15 protein-coding genes are annotated in these 14,790 nt (G+C 63.2%); 13 read left to right on the forward strand and 2 right to left on the reverse strand.

Annotated elements, in window-relative coordinates:
• The first annotated feature begins 50 nt into the window (after window positions 1-50).
• The 8 genes from DAES_RS14825 to DAES_RS14860 all read left to right on the forward strand — a co-directional run bounded on the left by DAES_RS14825 (window position 51) and on the right by DAES_RS14860 (window position 7,399).
• Complete coding sequence (locus DAES_RS14825; protein WP_013515849.1) at window positions 51-569, forward strand: YqiA/YcfP family alpha/beta fold hydrolase; 519 nt, start codon at window positions 51-53, stop codon at window positions 567-569.
• The gene (locus DAES_RS14830; RefSeq protein WP_013515850.1) at window positions 566-1,774 is read left to right on the forward strand and encodes a rhodanese-like domain-containing protein; all 1,209 of its coding nucleotides are present in this window, start codon (window positions 566-568) and stop codon (window positions 1,772-1,774) included. The genes DAES_RS14825 and DAES_RS14830 overlap by 4 nt, the downstream gene beginning before the upstream one ends.
• Before the next feature lie 3 nt (window positions 1,775-1,777).
• The gene (locus tag DAES_RS14835; protein WP_013515851.1) at window positions 1,778-2,752 is read left to right on the forward strand and encodes an ABC transporter substrate-binding protein; all 975 of its coding nucleotides are present in this window, start codon (window positions 1,778-1,780) and stop codon (window positions 2,750-2,752) included.
• The gene (locus DAES_RS14840; RefSeq protein ID WP_013515852.1) at window positions 2,749-4,683 is read left to right on the forward strand and encodes a SpoIIE family protein phosphatase; all 1,935 of its coding nucleotides are present in this window, start codon (window positions 2,749-2,751) and stop codon (window positions 4,681-4,683) included. Before DAES_RS14835 ends, DAES_RS14840 begins: the two co-directional genes overlap by 4 nt.
• Before the next feature lie 12 nt (window positions 4,684-4,695).
• Window positions 4,696-5,025 carry an STAS domain-containing protein gene (locus tag DAES_RS14845; RefSeq protein ID WP_013515853.1) on the forward strand — a complete coding sequence of 110 codons (330 nt, stop codon included), beginning with the start codon at window positions 4,696-4,698 and terminating at the stop codon, window positions 5,023-5,025.
• Between the two features lie 4 nt (window positions 5,026-5,029).
• Window positions 5,030-5,437 (forward strand): ATP-binding protein, encoded by a 408-nt coding sequence (locus DAES_RS14850; RefSeq protein ID WP_013515854.1) that lies wholly within the window; start codon window positions 5,030-5,032, stop codon window positions 5,435-5,437.
• A gap of 189 nt (window positions 5,438-5,626) precedes the next feature.
• The gene (locus DAES_RS14855; protein WP_322785281.1) at window positions 5,627-5,926 is read left to right on the forward strand and encodes a phage regulatory CII family protein; all 300 of its coding nucleotides are present in this window, start codon (window positions 5,627-5,629) and stop codon (window positions 5,924-5,926) included.
• A 204-nt stretch (window positions 5,927-6,130) separates the two neighbouring features.
• A complete protein-coding gene (locus DAES_RS14860) occupies window positions 6,131-7,399 on the forward strand; it encodes a class II fructose-bisphosphate aldolase (RefSeq protein ID WP_013515856.1) in 1,269 nt (422 codons plus the stop codon).
• Between the two features lie 93 nt (window positions 7,400-7,492).
• Here DAES_RS14860 and ychF read toward each other — a convergent pair whose 3' ends face one another.
• A complete protein-coding gene (gene ychF / locus DAES_RS14865) occupies window positions 7,493-8,590 on the reverse strand; it encodes a redox-regulated ATPase YchF (RefSeq protein ID WP_013515857.1) in 1,098 nt (365 codons plus the stop codon).
• A 294-nt stretch (window positions 8,591-8,884) separates the two neighbouring features.
• Here ychF and DAES_RS14870 point away from each other — a divergent pair, with 294 nt between their 5' ends.
• From DAES_RS14870 to DAES_RS14880, 4 genes are all read left to right on the forward strand, one after another.
• Window positions 8,885-9,538 (forward strand): TetR/AcrR family transcriptional regulator, encoded by a 654-nt coding sequence (locus DAES_RS14870; protein ID WP_013515858.1) that lies wholly within the window; start codon window positions 8,885-8,887, stop codon window positions 9,536-9,538.
• A 10-nt stretch (window positions 9,539-9,548) separates the two neighbouring features.
• Window positions 9,549-9,671 (forward strand): hypothetical protein, encoded by a 123-nt coding sequence (locus tag DAES_RS18060; RefSeq protein ID WP_013515859.1) that lies wholly within the window; start codon window positions 9,549-9,551, stop codon window positions 9,669-9,671.
• 374 nt (window positions 9,672-10,045) lie between these two features.
• Window positions 10,046-10,294, forward strand: a complete 249-nt coding sequence (locus DAES_RS14875) for a phage regulatory CII family protein (protein WP_013515860.1) — start codon at window positions 10,046-10,048, stop codon at window positions 10,292-10,294.
• A 158-nt stretch (window positions 10,295-10,452) separates the two neighbouring features.
• The gene (locus DAES_RS14880) at window positions 10,453-11,001 is read left to right on the forward strand and encodes a tetratricopeptide repeat protein (protein ID WP_013515861.1); all 549 of its coding nucleotides are present in this window, start codon (window positions 10,453-10,455) and stop codon (window positions 10,999-11,001) included.
• A gap of 17 nt (window positions 11,002-11,018) precedes the next feature.
• On the opposite strand, the gene DAES_RS14885 is transcribed toward DAES_RS14880, so the two are convergent.
• A complete protein-coding gene (locus tag DAES_RS14885) occupies window positions 11,019-13,043 on the reverse strand; it encodes a methyl-accepting chemotaxis protein (protein WP_013515862.1) in 2,025 nt (674 codons plus the stop codon).
• Between the two features lie 282 nt (window positions 13,044-13,325).
• Between DAES_RS14885 and DAES_RS14890 the strand changes: the two genes are divergently transcribed.
• The gene (locus DAES_RS14890; protein WP_013515863.1) at window positions 13,326-14,624 is read left to right on the forward strand and encodes a hypothetical protein; all 1,299 of its coding nucleotides are present in this window, start codon (window positions 13,326-13,328) and stop codon (window positions 14,622-14,624) included.
• Window positions 14,625-14,790: the final 166 nt, after the last annotated feature.

Raw genomic sequence — 14,790 nt, forward strand, 5'->3', positions numbered from 1 at the left:
AGGCCAGGACGCGCGGCCAGAAACCGAACTGGACCGCAACGGAGCCCACCATGAACGACCCCTGTCTGATCTGGTGCCACGGCGCTCTCGCCACGCCCTGGGGGAACAAGAGCAGATCGCTGGCCGACACGGCCAAGCGGCTCGGACTCGCCATGGAGGCCATGGACTTCCAGGATCTGGACGACCCGGACCAGCGGGTCGGGCGGCTCGCGGCGAAGCTCGGCAAGGAAGGCAGACCGGCCATCCTCGCCGGGTCGAGCATGGGCGGCTATGTGGCTGCGGCGGCCTCGATCCGGGCAGACGTGCGCGGCCTCTTTGTCCTGGCCCCGGCCTTCTACCTGCACGGCTACGCGGTCCAGGACTTCGCTGGGCTGCGGGAGAACGTTGCCGTGGTCCACGGCTGGCGCGACGAAGTGGTGCCGGTGAGCAACGCCATCCGCTTCGCCCGGCACCACGCAGCGGCCCTGCATGTTTTTGACGACGATCACCGCCTTGCGGACAGCCTGGACGAAATCAACGCCCTCTTTGCCCGGTTCCTCGAAACAGCCCTGGCACGGGAAAAACCATGACGTCTCGCCCGACACGCTCCCTGGCCGAAACCCGCATGGCCGCAACCCGCATGATCAGACCCCTGCTGGCCGCCGTCCTGATGGCGATCCTGGTCACGATGACACCCTCCCTGGTCGCCGCCCAGCAGGAGAACTTCCCCCTGCGGGCCTACTACCCGGAGGTGCCCTACATCACCACCGCCGACCTCTTGGTCGGCTACGACGACATCATGGTCCTCGATATCCGCTCGCGGTTTGAACACGATGTGGCCAACATCAACAAGGCCATCCTCCTGCCCCTCAACGACCCGGACTTTGCCGACAAGCTCGAAAAACTCCGGCCCAAGACCTCGGACACGGCCATGGCCTTCTACTGCAACGGCCACTCCTGCGCCAAGAGCTACCAAGCGGTCCAGGTGGCCCTCTCGCTCGGTTTCAATAACGTTTGCGTCTACGACGGCGGCATCTTCGACTGGATCGACGCGGCCCCGGACAAGGCCACCCTCATGGGTGAGACCCCGGCCAGGGCCGACCGCGTCATCGCGCCGGTGGAATACCTGACCCGGCTGCTCGACTACGACGCCTTCGTGGAAAAGGCGCGGGAAAAGGACGTGGTGGTCATCGACATCCGCGACCCCTTCCAGCGCGACGTGATCCCGAACATCGACACCGTCAAGCCCATCCCCCTCGACCCGCTGCTCAACCTGGTGGTCTCCCGCATCTGGACCGAGAAGCACCTCCTCTTCTTCGACGCCGTGGGCAGCCAGGTGCGCTGGCTCCAGTATTTTCTCGAATCCTATGGCTATTTCGAATACTCGTTCCTCAAGGGCGGGATAGAGGCCATCGCCAACGACCCGGACAAGATCAGGCCGGTCATCGAAACCAACCGCTCCATCGTCAGCAACCAGGAGATGCTGCTCAAGCTCACGGGCGACCTCCGCTTGGACAACAGCGACCGGAAGATTCTGGGCTACCTGCTGGCCAACGTGAAATTCAACAACTACATTGTGGTGGATATGGCCACGGCGGGCAAGGCCCTTGGCGTGTCGCGCGATCTCCTGATGGCCTCGGTGCAGAAACTGACCCGGTACAGGTACGCCACCCACTCCACCATGCAGGACACCCTCATCGTCCAGGTGGACCCGAGGCTGGGATGGAAGGGACGGGTCGGCGACAAGGCGTGGGATGACACAATGAGCGAATTTGAAAAACAGGTGCAGCAGTAGCCTATGCCATCATCACTCCGACATGCGGTAGCCCTGCTGTGGCTCGCGGCGGCCCTGCTGCTCGCGCCCGCGTCCGCCCTGGCCCAGGAAAAGACCTCCGTGGTCCTGCACTGGCTGCCCCAGGCCCAGTTCGCCGGGTTCTACATGGCCGAGGCCAAGGGGTTCTACGCCGAGGAAGGGGTGGAGGTGACCCTGATCCACGGCGGACCGGACATCCTGGCCAGCGAATACCTCGAATCGGGCCGGGCCGATTTCGCCACCCTGTTCCTGAGCTCCGCGCTCCAGCGGCGCGCCACCCTACCCATCATCAACGTCGGCCAGTTCGTGCAGCATTCAGCCCTCATGCTCATCACCAAGACCGCTGACAACATCGAGACCATCGACGACCTGAACGGCAAAAAAATCGGGCTGTGGGCCAACGAATTCCAGATCCAGGCGCGCGCCCTGTTCCGCCAGCGGGGCCTGAAGGTCACGGTGGTGCCCCAGTCCGAGTCGCTCGACCTGTTCATGCGCGGCGGGGTCCAGGCAGCATCGGGCATGTGGTACAACGAATACCACACCCTGCTCTCCTATGGCATGGAGGAGAGCGAACTCAAGCCGTTCTTCTTCAGCAGCTACGGGCTTGATTTTCCCGAGGACGGCCTCTACTGCCTCGAAGTAACGGCCAACACCCGGCCCACGCTGGCCCAGGCCGTGGTCCGGGCCACGGTCAAGGGATGGCAGTACGCCTTCGGCAACCATGAGGAAACCATCGAAGTGGTCATGAAACGCATGGCCGAGGCCGGGGTGGCGGCCAGCCGCCCCCACCAGCGGTGGATGCTCAAGCGCATGGAAAACATCATCAACTCGGACAAGGTCCCGGCCATGGGCGTGCTGCGCCAGGAGGACTACGAGCAGGTCAAGCAGACCCTCATCGACACCGGCTTCATCGACGCCGCGCCCATCTTCCCCGAATTCTACAGGGGGCCGGTCCGATGAAACGACACGGCATCGCCTACCGGCTGGCGACCCTCATCCTGTCCTGCGCCTTTGTCATCCTGGCAGCCATCCTGGGCTACAACTACGCCTATTCGCGGGCCATCATCCTGCGCCAGTCCGAGACCAACTCCCGCCATCTGGCCCAGGAGACGGCCAGCCGCATCGACTCGGTCCTGCTCTCGGTCCAGAAGGTGGCCAACAACATCGCCTACGCCCTGGAGGACACCTCCCTGAGCAAGGACGACGTGCTCAAGCTCAACAAGCGCGTCATTGCCAACAACCCGGAAATATACGGCATGGCCATCGCCTTCGAGCCCTACGCCCAGGAGCCGGAGAAGCTCTATTTCGCCCCCTACCATTTCCGGTCCGGCGGGCGCATCGCCTTCACCATGCTCGGCAATCCGGACTACCGCTATTTCTACATGGATTGGTACCAGATACCCAAGGAGCTTGAGCAGCCCATCTGGACAGAACCTTACAACGACCAGGGCGGGGGGGGCGTGGTCATGGCCACCTATGCCGTGCCCTTCTTCCGCCACGAGAACGGCAAAAAGGTCTTTGCGGGCGTGGTCACGGCGGACATCTCGCTGGAATGGCTCCAGGACATGCTCGACGACATCCACATCTTTGACACGGGCTACGCCTTCCTGCTCTCACGCCAAGGCACCTTCATCGCCCACCCCAACCGCAAGCTGATCATGAACCAGACCATATTCTCGCTGGCCGAGGAGATGGAAGCCCCGGCCTTCAGGCAGATCGGGCGCGAGATGACCGCGGGCGGCAACGCCTTTGTCCAGATAGACGAGTCCGTCTTCGGCACCGAGCGGTATCTCTTCCACGCCGGCCTGGAATACGGCGGCTGGTCGCTGGGCATCCTCTTCCCCAAATCCGAGATGCTGGCCGATGTCCACCGCCTCTCCAACGTCATGACCCTGATCGGCCTTGCCGGGTTCGTCCTCCTGGCCCTGGTCATCACCGCCATCGCCCGGCGCATCACCAAGCCGCTGACCGAACTCTCCGAATCCGCCCTGCAGATCGCGTCCGGCAACCTGGACCTGATGCTGCCCGAGGTGGACTCCAACGACGAGGTGGGCGATCTGGCCAGCTCGTTCAAGATCATGAAAACCTCGCTCAAGGAGTACATCGCCAATCTGACCAACACCACGGCGGCCAAGGAGCGCATCGAGTCCGAGCTGCGCATCGCAAGAGAGATACAGATGGGCATCCTGCCCAAGCTCTTCCCGGCCTTTCCGGATCGCACCGAGTTCGAGGTCTTCGCCTCCATCGAACCAGCCAAGGAGGTGGGCGGCGATCTCTACGACTTCTTCTTCGTGGACGACACCCACTTCTGCTTTCTGGTGGGCGATGTGTCGGGCAAGGGCGTACCCGCCGCCTTCTTCATGGCCGTGACCAAGACGCTGCTCAAGGTGGTGGCCGAAAAAGGGCTTGACCCCGGCCAAATTCTGAGCAAGGTCAACGCCGACCTGGCCTCGGAAAACGAGTCGTGCATGTTCGTGACCCTGTTCCTGGCCATCATTGATATAGAGACCGGCGAGACCCGCTACGCCAACGCGGGCCACAACCCGCCCATCCTCCTGCCCTGTGGCGGCGAGCCGCAATGGGTTCCGCCCTTTGGCGAGCCGGTGGCCGGCATCATGGACGGCATGGAATACTCGACAAAGACCATGACCATGGAGCCGGGCGACATCCTGTTCATCTACACCGACGGCGTGACCGAGGCCATGGATCCGGAGCAGACCCTCTACTCCGAGGACCGGCTCATGCGTACCGTGGCCGAGATTCCGGACCGGCTCGCCCCGGCCCTGGTCAAGACCGTCAACGACTCAGTGCTCCGGTTCGCACGCGGGGCCGAACAATCGGACGACATCACCATGCTCGCCATGCAATATTGTGGCAAGTGCAAAAAATAAAAGGAGATTATAATGGATTTCAAGAACAAAAAAGACGGGGACAAGCTCGTGGTTTCGGTCAGCGGCCGCCTGGACGCCATCACGGCCCAGGAGTTCGACGCCCAGTGCCGGGAATGGCTCGCTACGGGCGATGTCAACGTCATCGCTGACCTTTCGGGCCTCGAATACATCAGCTCCGCCGGGTTGCGCAGCATCCTTTCGGCGGCCAAGCAGCTCAAGGGTGCCAAGGGCAGCCTGACCTTCTGCAACCTTTCGGGCATGGTGGAGGAAGTGTTCGTGGTCTCGGGATTCGCCGCCATGTTCACCCTGCATCCGACCCTGGAAGACGCACTGGCCAGTTGAGCCCATGCCCGTCTTCGACGCCACCCCCGACCTTTCGAGCCTGCCCCTGGTTCGCGAATTCGTCCTCTCAGAGGCCGCGCAGGCCGGGGTCGCCCTGGCCGCAACGCCCAGGATCGACCTCGTGCTTGAAGAAGCCCTGGTCAACGTGGCCCATCATGCCTACGGCGGCAAGGAGGGCCGGTTCGAGGTCGAGTGCGCGGTGAGCGACGCCACGTTCTGCTGCCTGATCCGGGACTGGGGCACACCCTTCAACCCTCTGACCGCGCCCAGACCCGACATCTCGGCCAGCGTGGAGGAGCGCGCCGTGGGCGGACTGGGCATCCTCTTTGTCACCACCATGTCCGACGCCTGCTCCTATGCCCGTACCGGCGACGCCAACGAGCTCACGGTCTGCTTCTCTCTCGGCCTCTGATCACCGCTTCGACAACAACCATCCGTAACCGCTCTCTTTCTTCCTCAGCCTGTCCCGCACCCGGGACAGGCTGTTCCAATATTTTGCCTGAATTTCTGTTTTTCGTTGACGAAATCCGTGAATGCTGGGTAATAATTAATACTAGGCCACAAATTTCAATCAGTGGGGGATCTCATGTTTGAAAAGAGCTTGACCAAAAAAGTTCAGGACATGGTGCTTGAGGGGCGCATCCCGGCAAAACTGGTATGCAAGACGATCAAGAAGCCGTATTCGACGCTGCTTCGTGAGCTCAATCCTTTCGACGCCCATGCCAAGCTGGGTGCAGAGACCATGTTCGAGATCGTCAAGGCCACGCACAATGTCTCGGTGCTCGAATTCATGGCCAGGGAGCTGGGCTACACCCTGATGCCCCTTGAGCCCATGGCCGAGCCCAAGGTGACGAGAAAGGGCACGGATACGCCAGCGCGGCACCCAGAAGCCACCATGTAGCCACGGCCAAAAGCGCACAGGACCACGCGGCTCCTGCGCGCTTTCGGCCATCTCCCGCCCGCCATCCCGGCCTGCGCCGCAAACGCGCCGGGAGGACGGGCGGCTGTGTGCACAGGCCAGGAAATGCAGACGATCCATTTTGACTTTCAGGGACAATTCGTTCTATTTTAACGGTTGCACACAAACTCTCCAAGGAGGAAGGGCATGTCCCAGGATACGTTCAAAAAAGCACTCTCGGTTGGTCGGCCGCCGAACGTGGTTCAGAATTTTCCCAATTCCGAAGCGCTCATCGTCAGCGGCAAGGTGATCGACCGGGCCATGCTCAAAAAGGGCGGGGCCATGACCATCGCCGCCAACGGGCGCAACATCTTCATCATCGAGGGCGCGCTCCGCGCCGCCCAACGGGCCAACGCGGCCATCATCATCGAGATCGCCCGCAGCGAGGCCACCTATTGCCCGACCACCCTGTGGAACATCGCCCGGCGCGTGGACTACCTGTGCAACATGCTCGGCATCACCGTGCCGGTGGCCGTGCACGCGGACCATTACTTCATGAAGAAATGGGATGACGTGGCCGTGGCCAAGGCAGAGATCCCGTCGCTGTTCGACGCGGGCATCACCTCCATCGCGCTCGACGCCTCGCACATGACCGACGACCTGAACCTGCTCGCCAATATCGAGGTCTCCCCGACCATCCCGTCGTGGTCCGGCTACGAGACCGAGATCGGCGAGATCAAGGGCGCCTTTGGCCTGTCCACCCCCGTGGAGGCCAAATACCTCTGCCAGGGGCTCAACGCCCACGGCCTGTGCCCGGACTGGATCGCGCTCAACAACGGCACCACCCACGGCATCGAGGCCTCGGGCACCGGCATCCAGGTGGAGCTGACCGCCGAGATTCACAAGGCTCTGACCCCCTACGGCACCTCGGGCGCGCAGCACGGCACCTCGGGCAACGACTCCCAGCGGCTCAAGGAGATCGCGGCCAGGACCAACACCACCAAGGCCAACGTGGCCACGGCCCTGCAGATGATCTCCTGGGGCGTGCGCGTCAACGATTTCGGCAACGCCATCATGACCGAGGATGGCCTGTTCGACAAAATCAAGGGCGAAGGCGTGGATGACGCCCTGTGGGCCGAAATGGTGGCCTACGCCGTCGACAAGAAGCTCAGCGGCGGCGACTACAAGAAGCTCAACCTGCCCTTTGAGCGCCGCTGGCAGGGCCAGGACGCGCGCGTGCGCCAGCGCATGGCCGGGGCCGTGGAAGACTTCGTCCACCACCTGCTGGTGGATGTCTTCAACGCCGCAGACACCGCGCCCATCGCCTGCGAGCTCATCGTCAAGGCCGGCTCCCACGATCTCGGCCCCAAGGCGGAAGCCTTCGAGGACGTTGCCGAGTGGACTGTGGAGAAGATCAAGGCCCAGGCCGCAGCCATCGGCACCGACAAAGGCCCCAAGGGCAATTTCGACGACTAACCGACCACTGCCAACGCAAGAAAAAAGGCTCCTGACCGCGTTGCGGTCGGGAGCCTTTGCTTTCACGAAGTCAGGCCCGATCAAACATTGAGATCAAACATTGAAGAGAAAATGGACCACGTCGCCGTCCCTGACCACGTACTCCTTGCCCTCCACGCGCAGCGCCCCGGCAGCGCGGCACCTGGCCTCGGAGCCGTGCGCCACGAACTGGTCATAGCCGATGACCTCGGCCCGGATGAAGCCGCGCTCGAAATCGGTGTGGATGGCTGCCGCCGCCCTGGGGGCCTTGTCCCCGTCATTGATGGTCCAGGCACGGACCTCCTTGACCCCGGCGGTGAAATAGCTGATCAGGCCCAGGGAGCGGAACCCGGTACGGATGATCTGGTCAAGCCCGGACTCGGAGATGCCGTAGGACTCCATGAACTCCTGGTACTCGTCCTCTTCAAGCCCGACCAAATCCTCTTCCATCTTGGCGGAAATATTGACGAACTCGGCCCCGCGCTCCATGGCAAGGCCGCGCACCAGCCGGACATGGTCGTTGTCCTCAGCCACGCCCTCCTCGTCCACATTGGCGCAGTAGATGACCTTCTTTGAGGTGATCAGCCGCATCTCGGCCAGCAGCTCGGCCAGCACCTTGGACTCCTCGGCAAAGGATGAGGCCGGGCCGCCCTGGTTCATGTGGGCCAGCAGCCGCTTGGCCACCTCGATCTTCGGCCCCAGCCCCTTGTCGCCCTTGAGCTGCTTCCCCATCCGCTCGATGCGGGTGTCGAGCGCCTGGACATCGGCCAGCAGCAGCTCGGTCTCGATGATCTCGATGTCGCGCAGGGGGTCCACGGAGTTGGACACATGGATGACGTCGTCGTCGTCAAAACAGCGGACAACGTGCAGGATGGCCTGGGTCTCGCGGATGTTGGCCAGAAATTTGTTGCCAAGGCCCTCGCCCTTGCTGGCGCCGGCCACCAGCCCGGCGATGTCCACAAAATCCACCGTGGAGTGCTGCACCCGCTGCGGGCGGACCAGATCAGCCAGGACCTGGAGCCGGGGGTCCGGCACCGGGACCACGGCCTTGTTGGGCTCTATGGTGCAAAAGGCATAGTTGGCGCACTCGGCGTTCTGGGCCTTGGTCAGGGCGTTGAAAAGGGTGGACTTGCCGACATTGGGCAGCCCGACGATACCGATGCTCAGTGACATGGATGCTCCCCGGAAAAAGGACTGCCGGGGAGGGTTCCCCCCGGCGCGGGCCACTCACTACCGTCCCTGGGCCATCCAGGCAAGCATCTTTTCGGCAACGATCGCGGCCAAACCGCCCCAAAGGAGGCCCTGAGCCACTCCGGCAGCGGCCAGACCAGGGGAATTGCCGTGCATCCCGGCCCCAAAAAAATCATCACAATCCCCTTGACACTGATTGCACAATCAATCTATTGAGGAATCAGAACACTGATTGCACAATCAATCTGTCCCAGAACCGGCAGGAGCGGCCAGAGCATGACCAGGAAGGAAAAGATACTTCGCGCAGCCCAGGAGGCCTTTGGCCAGCTGGGATTCTCAGCCACCACGGTCAAGGACGTGGCTGGTCGCGCCGAGGTTTCCTTTGGCCTGGTCTCCCACTATTTCGGCAACAAGCAGCAGTTGTTCCTGGCCGCGGGATTCGACATGGCCGACCGCCTCTACACCCGGCTCGAAGAGGCCGTGGCAGGCGACAGGACCGGCCTTGAAAGCGTGGTCAGCTACATGACCGCCTACTTCGACTTCACCAATCGCCACCGCCACAGGTTCCCCATCCTGCTGCGCTGCTCCCCTTTCAGCCACATGGAGCCCGAAGTCGATGCCACCAAGGTGGCCGCCAAGTTCCGCCACTTCATCGACGTGCTTGCCCGCTGCGTCAGCCGGGGCATGGCCGACGGCTCCATCCGCCCGCTCCCGGTGGAGGACACGGCACTCATCATTTATGGGAACATCATCGGCAGCGTCCGCACCAGTCTCCTGACAGCCTACCGCAGCGAGGATCTGTTCGGCGAGACCATCCGACACGTGGAACGCAGCCTGAAAACAGCGCACGCCGAGGCCGCTGTTACCACAATGCCCGGCACGGCGAGGGACCTGATCGCATCACAACCCGACTCAACCCGTCATTCGTAAGGAGAGCGCCATGTTTTCCAAGCTGAACATATCCAAGATTCTCGACATCATCATCGGACGCCAGTGCTGGCACCCGTACATCGAGTCCTGGAAGTCCTGGGCCCAAGATTGGGTCAAGGATTCCAACTCTTAAGCCCGAACCAGCCGAACACCTCCAACGGCACCTAGGAATGGACCGCAACCCACACCCCTGAAAGCCTGTGAATGGTTCGGGCGCCCGGTCAAACGGGCCTCCCCCCAAAGGGAGCCGCTTCGGCGGCTCCCTTTCCTTTGCCCTGCCCATGGCAGTGTCGCAATGCGACACATGCGACACATTAGTCGCACATGTCGCATTGAATGCGACACATTTACGCCACTCCCCCGCAATCACTGGAAGTTTAGACTTTTTATAACCGTTAGATTTTGTGGGACATACCGGAAATCAGCCGTGGTTGGCACGCCGATTGCTCATAGGAAATCAGATTTCAACCGCATCTGATTCGCCAATGCAACCATGTGGAGGGAGTGATGTTTGAGAAAAACGTGACCAAGGTCGTCCAGGACTGCATTCTTGACAGCGGCATCCAGGCCAAGGTCGTGGCCGAGAAGATCAACAAGCCGTATTCCACCCTCATGCGCGAGATCAATCCCTTTGATGCCAGCGCCAAGCTCGGCGCAGAGACGCTGCTCGAAATCATGAAAGTGACGCGCGACATCCGCCCGCTCCAGTTCATGGCCACCGAGATGGGATACTCTCTGGACGGCATGCGCGCCTGATACGCAGACCATCCTGGCCGTGTCCCGCCACGGGATGCGGCCAGTCCGTTCCCGCCGGGCAGACATCGGGACGATGCTGTCCGGGCGCATTTCCCACCTCTCAAGGCCGGTCCATGCCGACAGGTTGCCGCTGCCGCTGCAACCCGCTATGATCCGGCATGTCCCTCCTCTCCCGATTCATCCCGGCCTCCCGCAGGGGCCAGCGAAATTTCGAGCGGGGCCGCGCAGCCGAGCAGCGGGGCGACATCAATGCTGCGCTGGCGTGTTTTCGCCAGGGCGCGCTCGACTACGACACCCATCTTGACGCCAGGGAAAAGGCGTGGCGGCCCGTGCATCCGTCCCATCTCGTCCGGGCGGGCATCTGCTATGTCCGCATTGGCCGCGACAGCGACGCCCTGCGCGTGTTTGAGCGCGCCCTGGCCGCCAAGGAAATCCCGGACGCCTTTCTCCACGCCGGATACGCCGCAGCCAAGCTGGACGACAGGGAGGGCGCGGTCAGATTCTGGTCCGGGTACCCGGCCTGGGCCGGACAGGTTGTCATCGCCAGGACGCTCAAACTCCAGGTGGCGGCCATAGCAGCGGGCGCGGACCTTGCCGCGGCCTGCCGGGCCGTGGCCCACGCCGTTCGCGGCCAGGACCGCGAAAATGCCAAGGCCCGGCCAACCCTCCGCCATTCGCGCCCGGTGCCGCCCCACCGGGGGTACTGAGCAAATCCCAAACCGACTTACTGCACCACCGGCCCAGGCAGGGCTGGCTGCGCAGGACGCCGCACCGCGACCTGGGCCACGGCCTCCTCGACGCGGAAATAGCGCATCGCGTCCTGCAGAGCGCAAGCCTGCCCCGCCAGCTCCTGGGATGTCGAGGCCATCTCTTCTGACGCCATGGCGTTTTGCTGAATGACAGCATCGAGCTGCTGCATGGCCCGCTCGATCTGGCTCACGCCGTGGTTCTGCTCGGCACAGACCTGGGCGACCTCCTTGATCAGGATCGCGGTCCTGGCAATCTCCGGGGTCAACTTGTCAAAGAGTTCGCCGGTCTGCTCGGCCACCACCACACTGGTGGCCGACAGGCCGCGAATCTCCTGGGCAGTGCCCGCGCTGCGCTCGGCCAGCTTGCGGACCTCGGCGGCGACCACGGCAAACCCCTTGCCCTGCTCCCCGGCCCGGGCCGCTTCGATGGCCGCGTTGAGGGCGAGCAGGTTGGTCTGCCGGGCGATCTCCTCGATAAACACGATCTTGTCCGCGATCTCCCGCATGGCCGACACGGTCTTGCGCACAGCCTCGCCGCCCGCCTCGATATCGCGATTGGTGGAGTCCGCGATCCGGCTGGTGGTCTCGGCGTTCTCGGCGTTCTTGCGGATGGACCCCACGATCTCGACCAGCGAGGCCGAGACCTCCTCGATGGACGCGGCCTGCTCCACCGTGGACTGGGACAGGGTCTCGGACGCGGCTGAAAGCTCCTCGCTGCCCGACGCCACGTTGTCCGTGGCTGCCTGCACCTCGGAGACCACGCCGCTCAAGTTGGTCGCCATCTCCCGCATGGACTTGAGAATCCCCCGCTCCTTCCCGCCACTGGCCGAGGCGATGGTCAGGTCGCCGCCCGAAACGCGGGCCGCGATGCCCGCGATGTCCACCGGCTCACCGCCGATGGTGCCGGTCACAGACCGTGAGCCCGCGATACCCGCGCCCACGCCGAGCAGCGCCAGGACAGCGGACACGCCCAGGACTAGCAGCAGCATAGAGCGGATGGTCTGGTCAAGCGACTCCTGCCGCGCCAGCACGGCCTTGTCGATGTCGTCGAGATACACGCCCATGCCCACGACCCACCCCCAGGGCTTGAAGAGCTGGACATAGGAGAGCTTGGGCACGGCCTCCCCCTTGCCGGGCTTGGCCCAGGAATAGTCGATGAAGCCCTCGCCCTGGCCCCTGGCCGCCTGGGTCATGTCCACGAACAGCGCCTTGCCCTGCGCGTCCCGGGTGCCGGACACATCCGTGCCGTCCAGCTCCGGACTGATCGGGTGCATGACCATCCGGGTATTGAGGTCCGTGATCCAGAAATAGTTGCCGTCGCTCTGGCGCATCTTGGCGACCTCGGCCAGGGCCTCGGCCTTCATCTCCACCGTGATGTCCTCGATCCACGCGCCGGTGCCCACCACCCAGTCTGTGCCGGGCACGAGCCTGACATAGGAAATCTTGAGCTTGGCCTCGCTCTCGCCCGGCCTGGGCCACAAGTAGGAGGTCATGCCCTCGCCGTCGCGCCGGGCCAGCTCGGCCATGTCGCGGATGACATAGGCGCCCTGGTTGTCCTGCAGGCCGCTGGCGTCCTTGCCCATGAGTGCGGGCGAGGGGTGGACAAGCATGACGCTGTCCAGGTCGTTGACCCAGACATAGTTATCGCCGTCGTACCGGGCAGGAAGCACGATCTCCGCCAGCCCGTCGAGCAGCTCCCGGCGAGTCAGGATGTCCCGGTTCTGCTCGTGGAAGGCCTGGACCTGACCGTGGACCGTGTCCACGACCCGTTTCAGCTCGGCCCGCTTGGCCTCCATCAGGGCGTCGACATCCTGCGACCGGTCATGGTAGCTCTGGATGATCCCTTCGGCCATCTGGACAAAGTCCTTGAGCTGGGTCTTTTCCTCGGCCAGCGCCTGCTGGCGGAAATCCTCCATTTCGGTCCTGGCGTATCCAGTGATCTGGCTGACAAAAACCCAACACAGGGCCACGATGGCCGCAGTCACCGTCGCAACCTGCATCAATGTCATCCTGGTACTCAAACGCATGGCATCCCCCTCAGACTGTGACGCCCGACATTGTCGGGCGAACCGCTACACGCAAAAGACACTTTTCGAGATCATAACTATACGCCACTTCCAACCACGGATACAAGCGACCCGTTCAAAAAATAACTCCTTGGAATATTGCCATCCGGCCAGCCTTCGCGTCAACCTGCAAAGGTGTTTGAGTATCCTCGGCAAACCATGTAAAAACCAAAGACGTAGCAGCCGCAGGCCGCCAACTTCCACGCCGGAGACCCGATGCACAGGCTTATTCCCGTTCTCGTCATGCTTCTCTTCCTGGCCCGGCCAGCCGGTGCCAACCAGGCCGTGACCGGCACAGGCAATCCGACCCAGGATGTTGCCAACGTCCAGGCCGCGGCAGACCAGGGCGGTCTGGTCATTCTGCGCGGCACCTTCAACTTCGGCCCGGACGGGCGGGTCAGGATCACCCGCGACACCCGCATCCAGGGCGAGGCGGACGGTGCGGGCGAACCTCTCACCCGGATCATCGGCGGGTTCTGGACCTTTTACTCCCCCCTGCCGGTCAAGGGCGCGCCCCCGGCGGGCAAGGGGCCGCTGGTTGTGGTGCGCTCCATCCGCTTCGAGGGGGCCAAGGGCACCCCGCTCCACTTTCCCCATGTGGGCGGGCTTGATGTCCGTGACTGCACCGTGAGCCGCGTGACCCCGCAGGAGCTGCCCGTCAAGTGGGCCGGGGGCGACACCCTGCGCTTCCAGGCGGGCGTGGTGGTGGGCAACCGGCTCGACTCCCCGGCCAAACCCCTCAAGAACGCGGCCACCGGGACCATCCGCATCGAGGACAACCGGTTCAACATGACCACCGACGCCCCGGAAAAGACCGCGGGCTACGGCATCGTGGCCGACTGGACCTGGGGCGCGGACATGGTCATCAAGGGCAACCTGATCCACAAGGTGTCGCGAAACGGCATCGAAACGCTGGACAATGCCCTGAACGACAAGGCCCAGGGGGCCATCGTCATCGAGAACAACCAGATCATCACCGCGGACAGCGGCGTGGAATACCCGCACAAGTACGGCCCCAACGGCATCGAGGCCGGGTGGTACTTCGACACCAGCGGGGGCGCGGATTTTGCGCGCAACAACCGCATCACCCTGACCGGCAACCGCATCGAGGCGCGCGGCGACGGCTCGTCGGGCCTGCTCCTCTACGCCAACGACATCGTGGCCACCTGCAACGACATCGTCATGGGCGGCGGCTCCGAGGCGCGCGGCATCATCCAGACCGGCTCGCGCGGCTTCTTCGCCAACAACCGGGTGCGCGGCCAGGCCCGCTACGCCCTCTACTGCTACCCCTTCGAGGCGCTCACGGCCACGGCCAACACCTTTGCCTGGACCGAGCTTGGCGACTTCACCGGCTCCACCAGCCAGGCCCTGCTCGGCGGCACGGCCAACGTCATCATCGGCGCGCCCCCCCTGCTCCTCGACCGCGGCAAGGGCAACCGCGTGGTCCGCATCCCGTCCTGCGTCCTGCCCGAAATCGACCCCGAAGGCGAAAGCTGGGACTTTGTGGAGGAGTAGGATTTCTGAACATCTGAGACGCTTCGGGCCGGAATTGACAGAGAACACAGTCAGTTCATTGAATTATCTTTAAAAAAATCATACCGTGGGCGCGCAAATTTTCAGATTTGTGACGTTTTCACTTTCCCCCATCTCCGTGGTTGACAATCCCTGCGGCCCCTCGTAT

It is taken from the genome of Pseudodesulfovibrio aespoeensis Aspo-2 (assembly GCF_000176915.2).
In the GTDB taxonomy this organism is placed as follows: Bacteria; Desulfobacterota; Desulfovibrionia; order Desulfovibrionales; family Desulfovibrionaceae; genus Pseudodesulfovibrio; species Pseudodesulfovibrio aespoeensis.

Excerpts from the sequence above, each read along its gene's own strand:
- DAES_RS14850 (WP_013515854.1), top strand. The coding sequence starts at position 5,030 with ATGCCCGTCTTCGACGCCACCCCCGACCTTTCGAGCCTGCCCCTGGTT.
- DAES_RS14835 (WP_013515851.1), top strand. The coding sequence starts at position 1,778 with ATGCCATCATCACTCCGACATGCGGTAGCCCTGCTGTGGCTCGCGGCG.
- DAES_RS14880 (WP_013515861.1), top strand. The coding sequence starts at position 10,453 with ATGTCCCTCCTCTCCCGATTCATCCCGGCCTCCCGCAGGGGCCAGCGA.
- DAES_RS14860 (WP_013515856.1), top strand. The coding sequence starts at position 6,131 with ATGTCCCAGGATACGTTCAAAAAAGCACTCTCGGTTGGTCGGCCGCCG.
- DAES_RS14890 (WP_013515863.1), top strand. The coding sequence starts at position 13,326 with ATGCACAGGCTTATTCCCGTTCTCGTCATGCTTCTCTTCCTGGCCCGG.
- DAES_RS14845 (WP_013515853.1), top strand. The coding sequence starts at position 4,696 with ATGGATTTCAAGAACAAAAAAGACGGGGACAAGCTCGTGGTTTCGGTC.
- DAES_RS14825 (WP_013515849.1), top strand. The coding sequence starts at position 51 with ATGAACGACCCCTGTCTGATCTGGTGCCACGGCGCTCTCGCCACGCCC.
- DAES_RS14830 (WP_013515850.1), top strand. The coding sequence starts at position 566 with ATGACGTCTCGCCCGACACGCTCCCTGGCCGAAACCCGCATGGCCGCA.
- DAES_RS18060 (WP_013515859.1), top strand. The coding sequence starts at position 9,549 with ATGTTTTCCAAGCTGAACATATCCAAGATTCTCGACATCATCATCGGA.
- DAES_RS14885 (WP_013515862.1), bottom strand. The coding sequence starts at position 13,043 with ATGCAGGTTGCGACGGTGACTGCGGCCATCGTGGCCCTGTGTTGGGTT.
- DAES_RS14840 (WP_013515852.1), top strand. The coding sequence starts at position 2,749 with ATGAAACGACACGGCATCGCCTACCGGCTGGCGACCCTCATCCTGTCC.
- ychF (WP_013515857.1), bottom strand. The coding sequence starts at position 8,590 with ATGTCACTGAGCATCGGTATCGTCGGGCTGCCCAATGTCGGCAAGTCC.
- DAES_RS14870 (WP_013515858.1), top strand. The coding sequence starts at position 8,885 with ATGACCAGGAAGGAAAAGATACTTCGCGCAGCCCAGGAGGCCTTTGGC.
- DAES_RS14875 (WP_013515860.1), top strand. The coding sequence starts at position 10,046 with ATGTTTGAGAAAAACGTGACCAAGGTCGTCCAGGACTGCATTCTTGAC.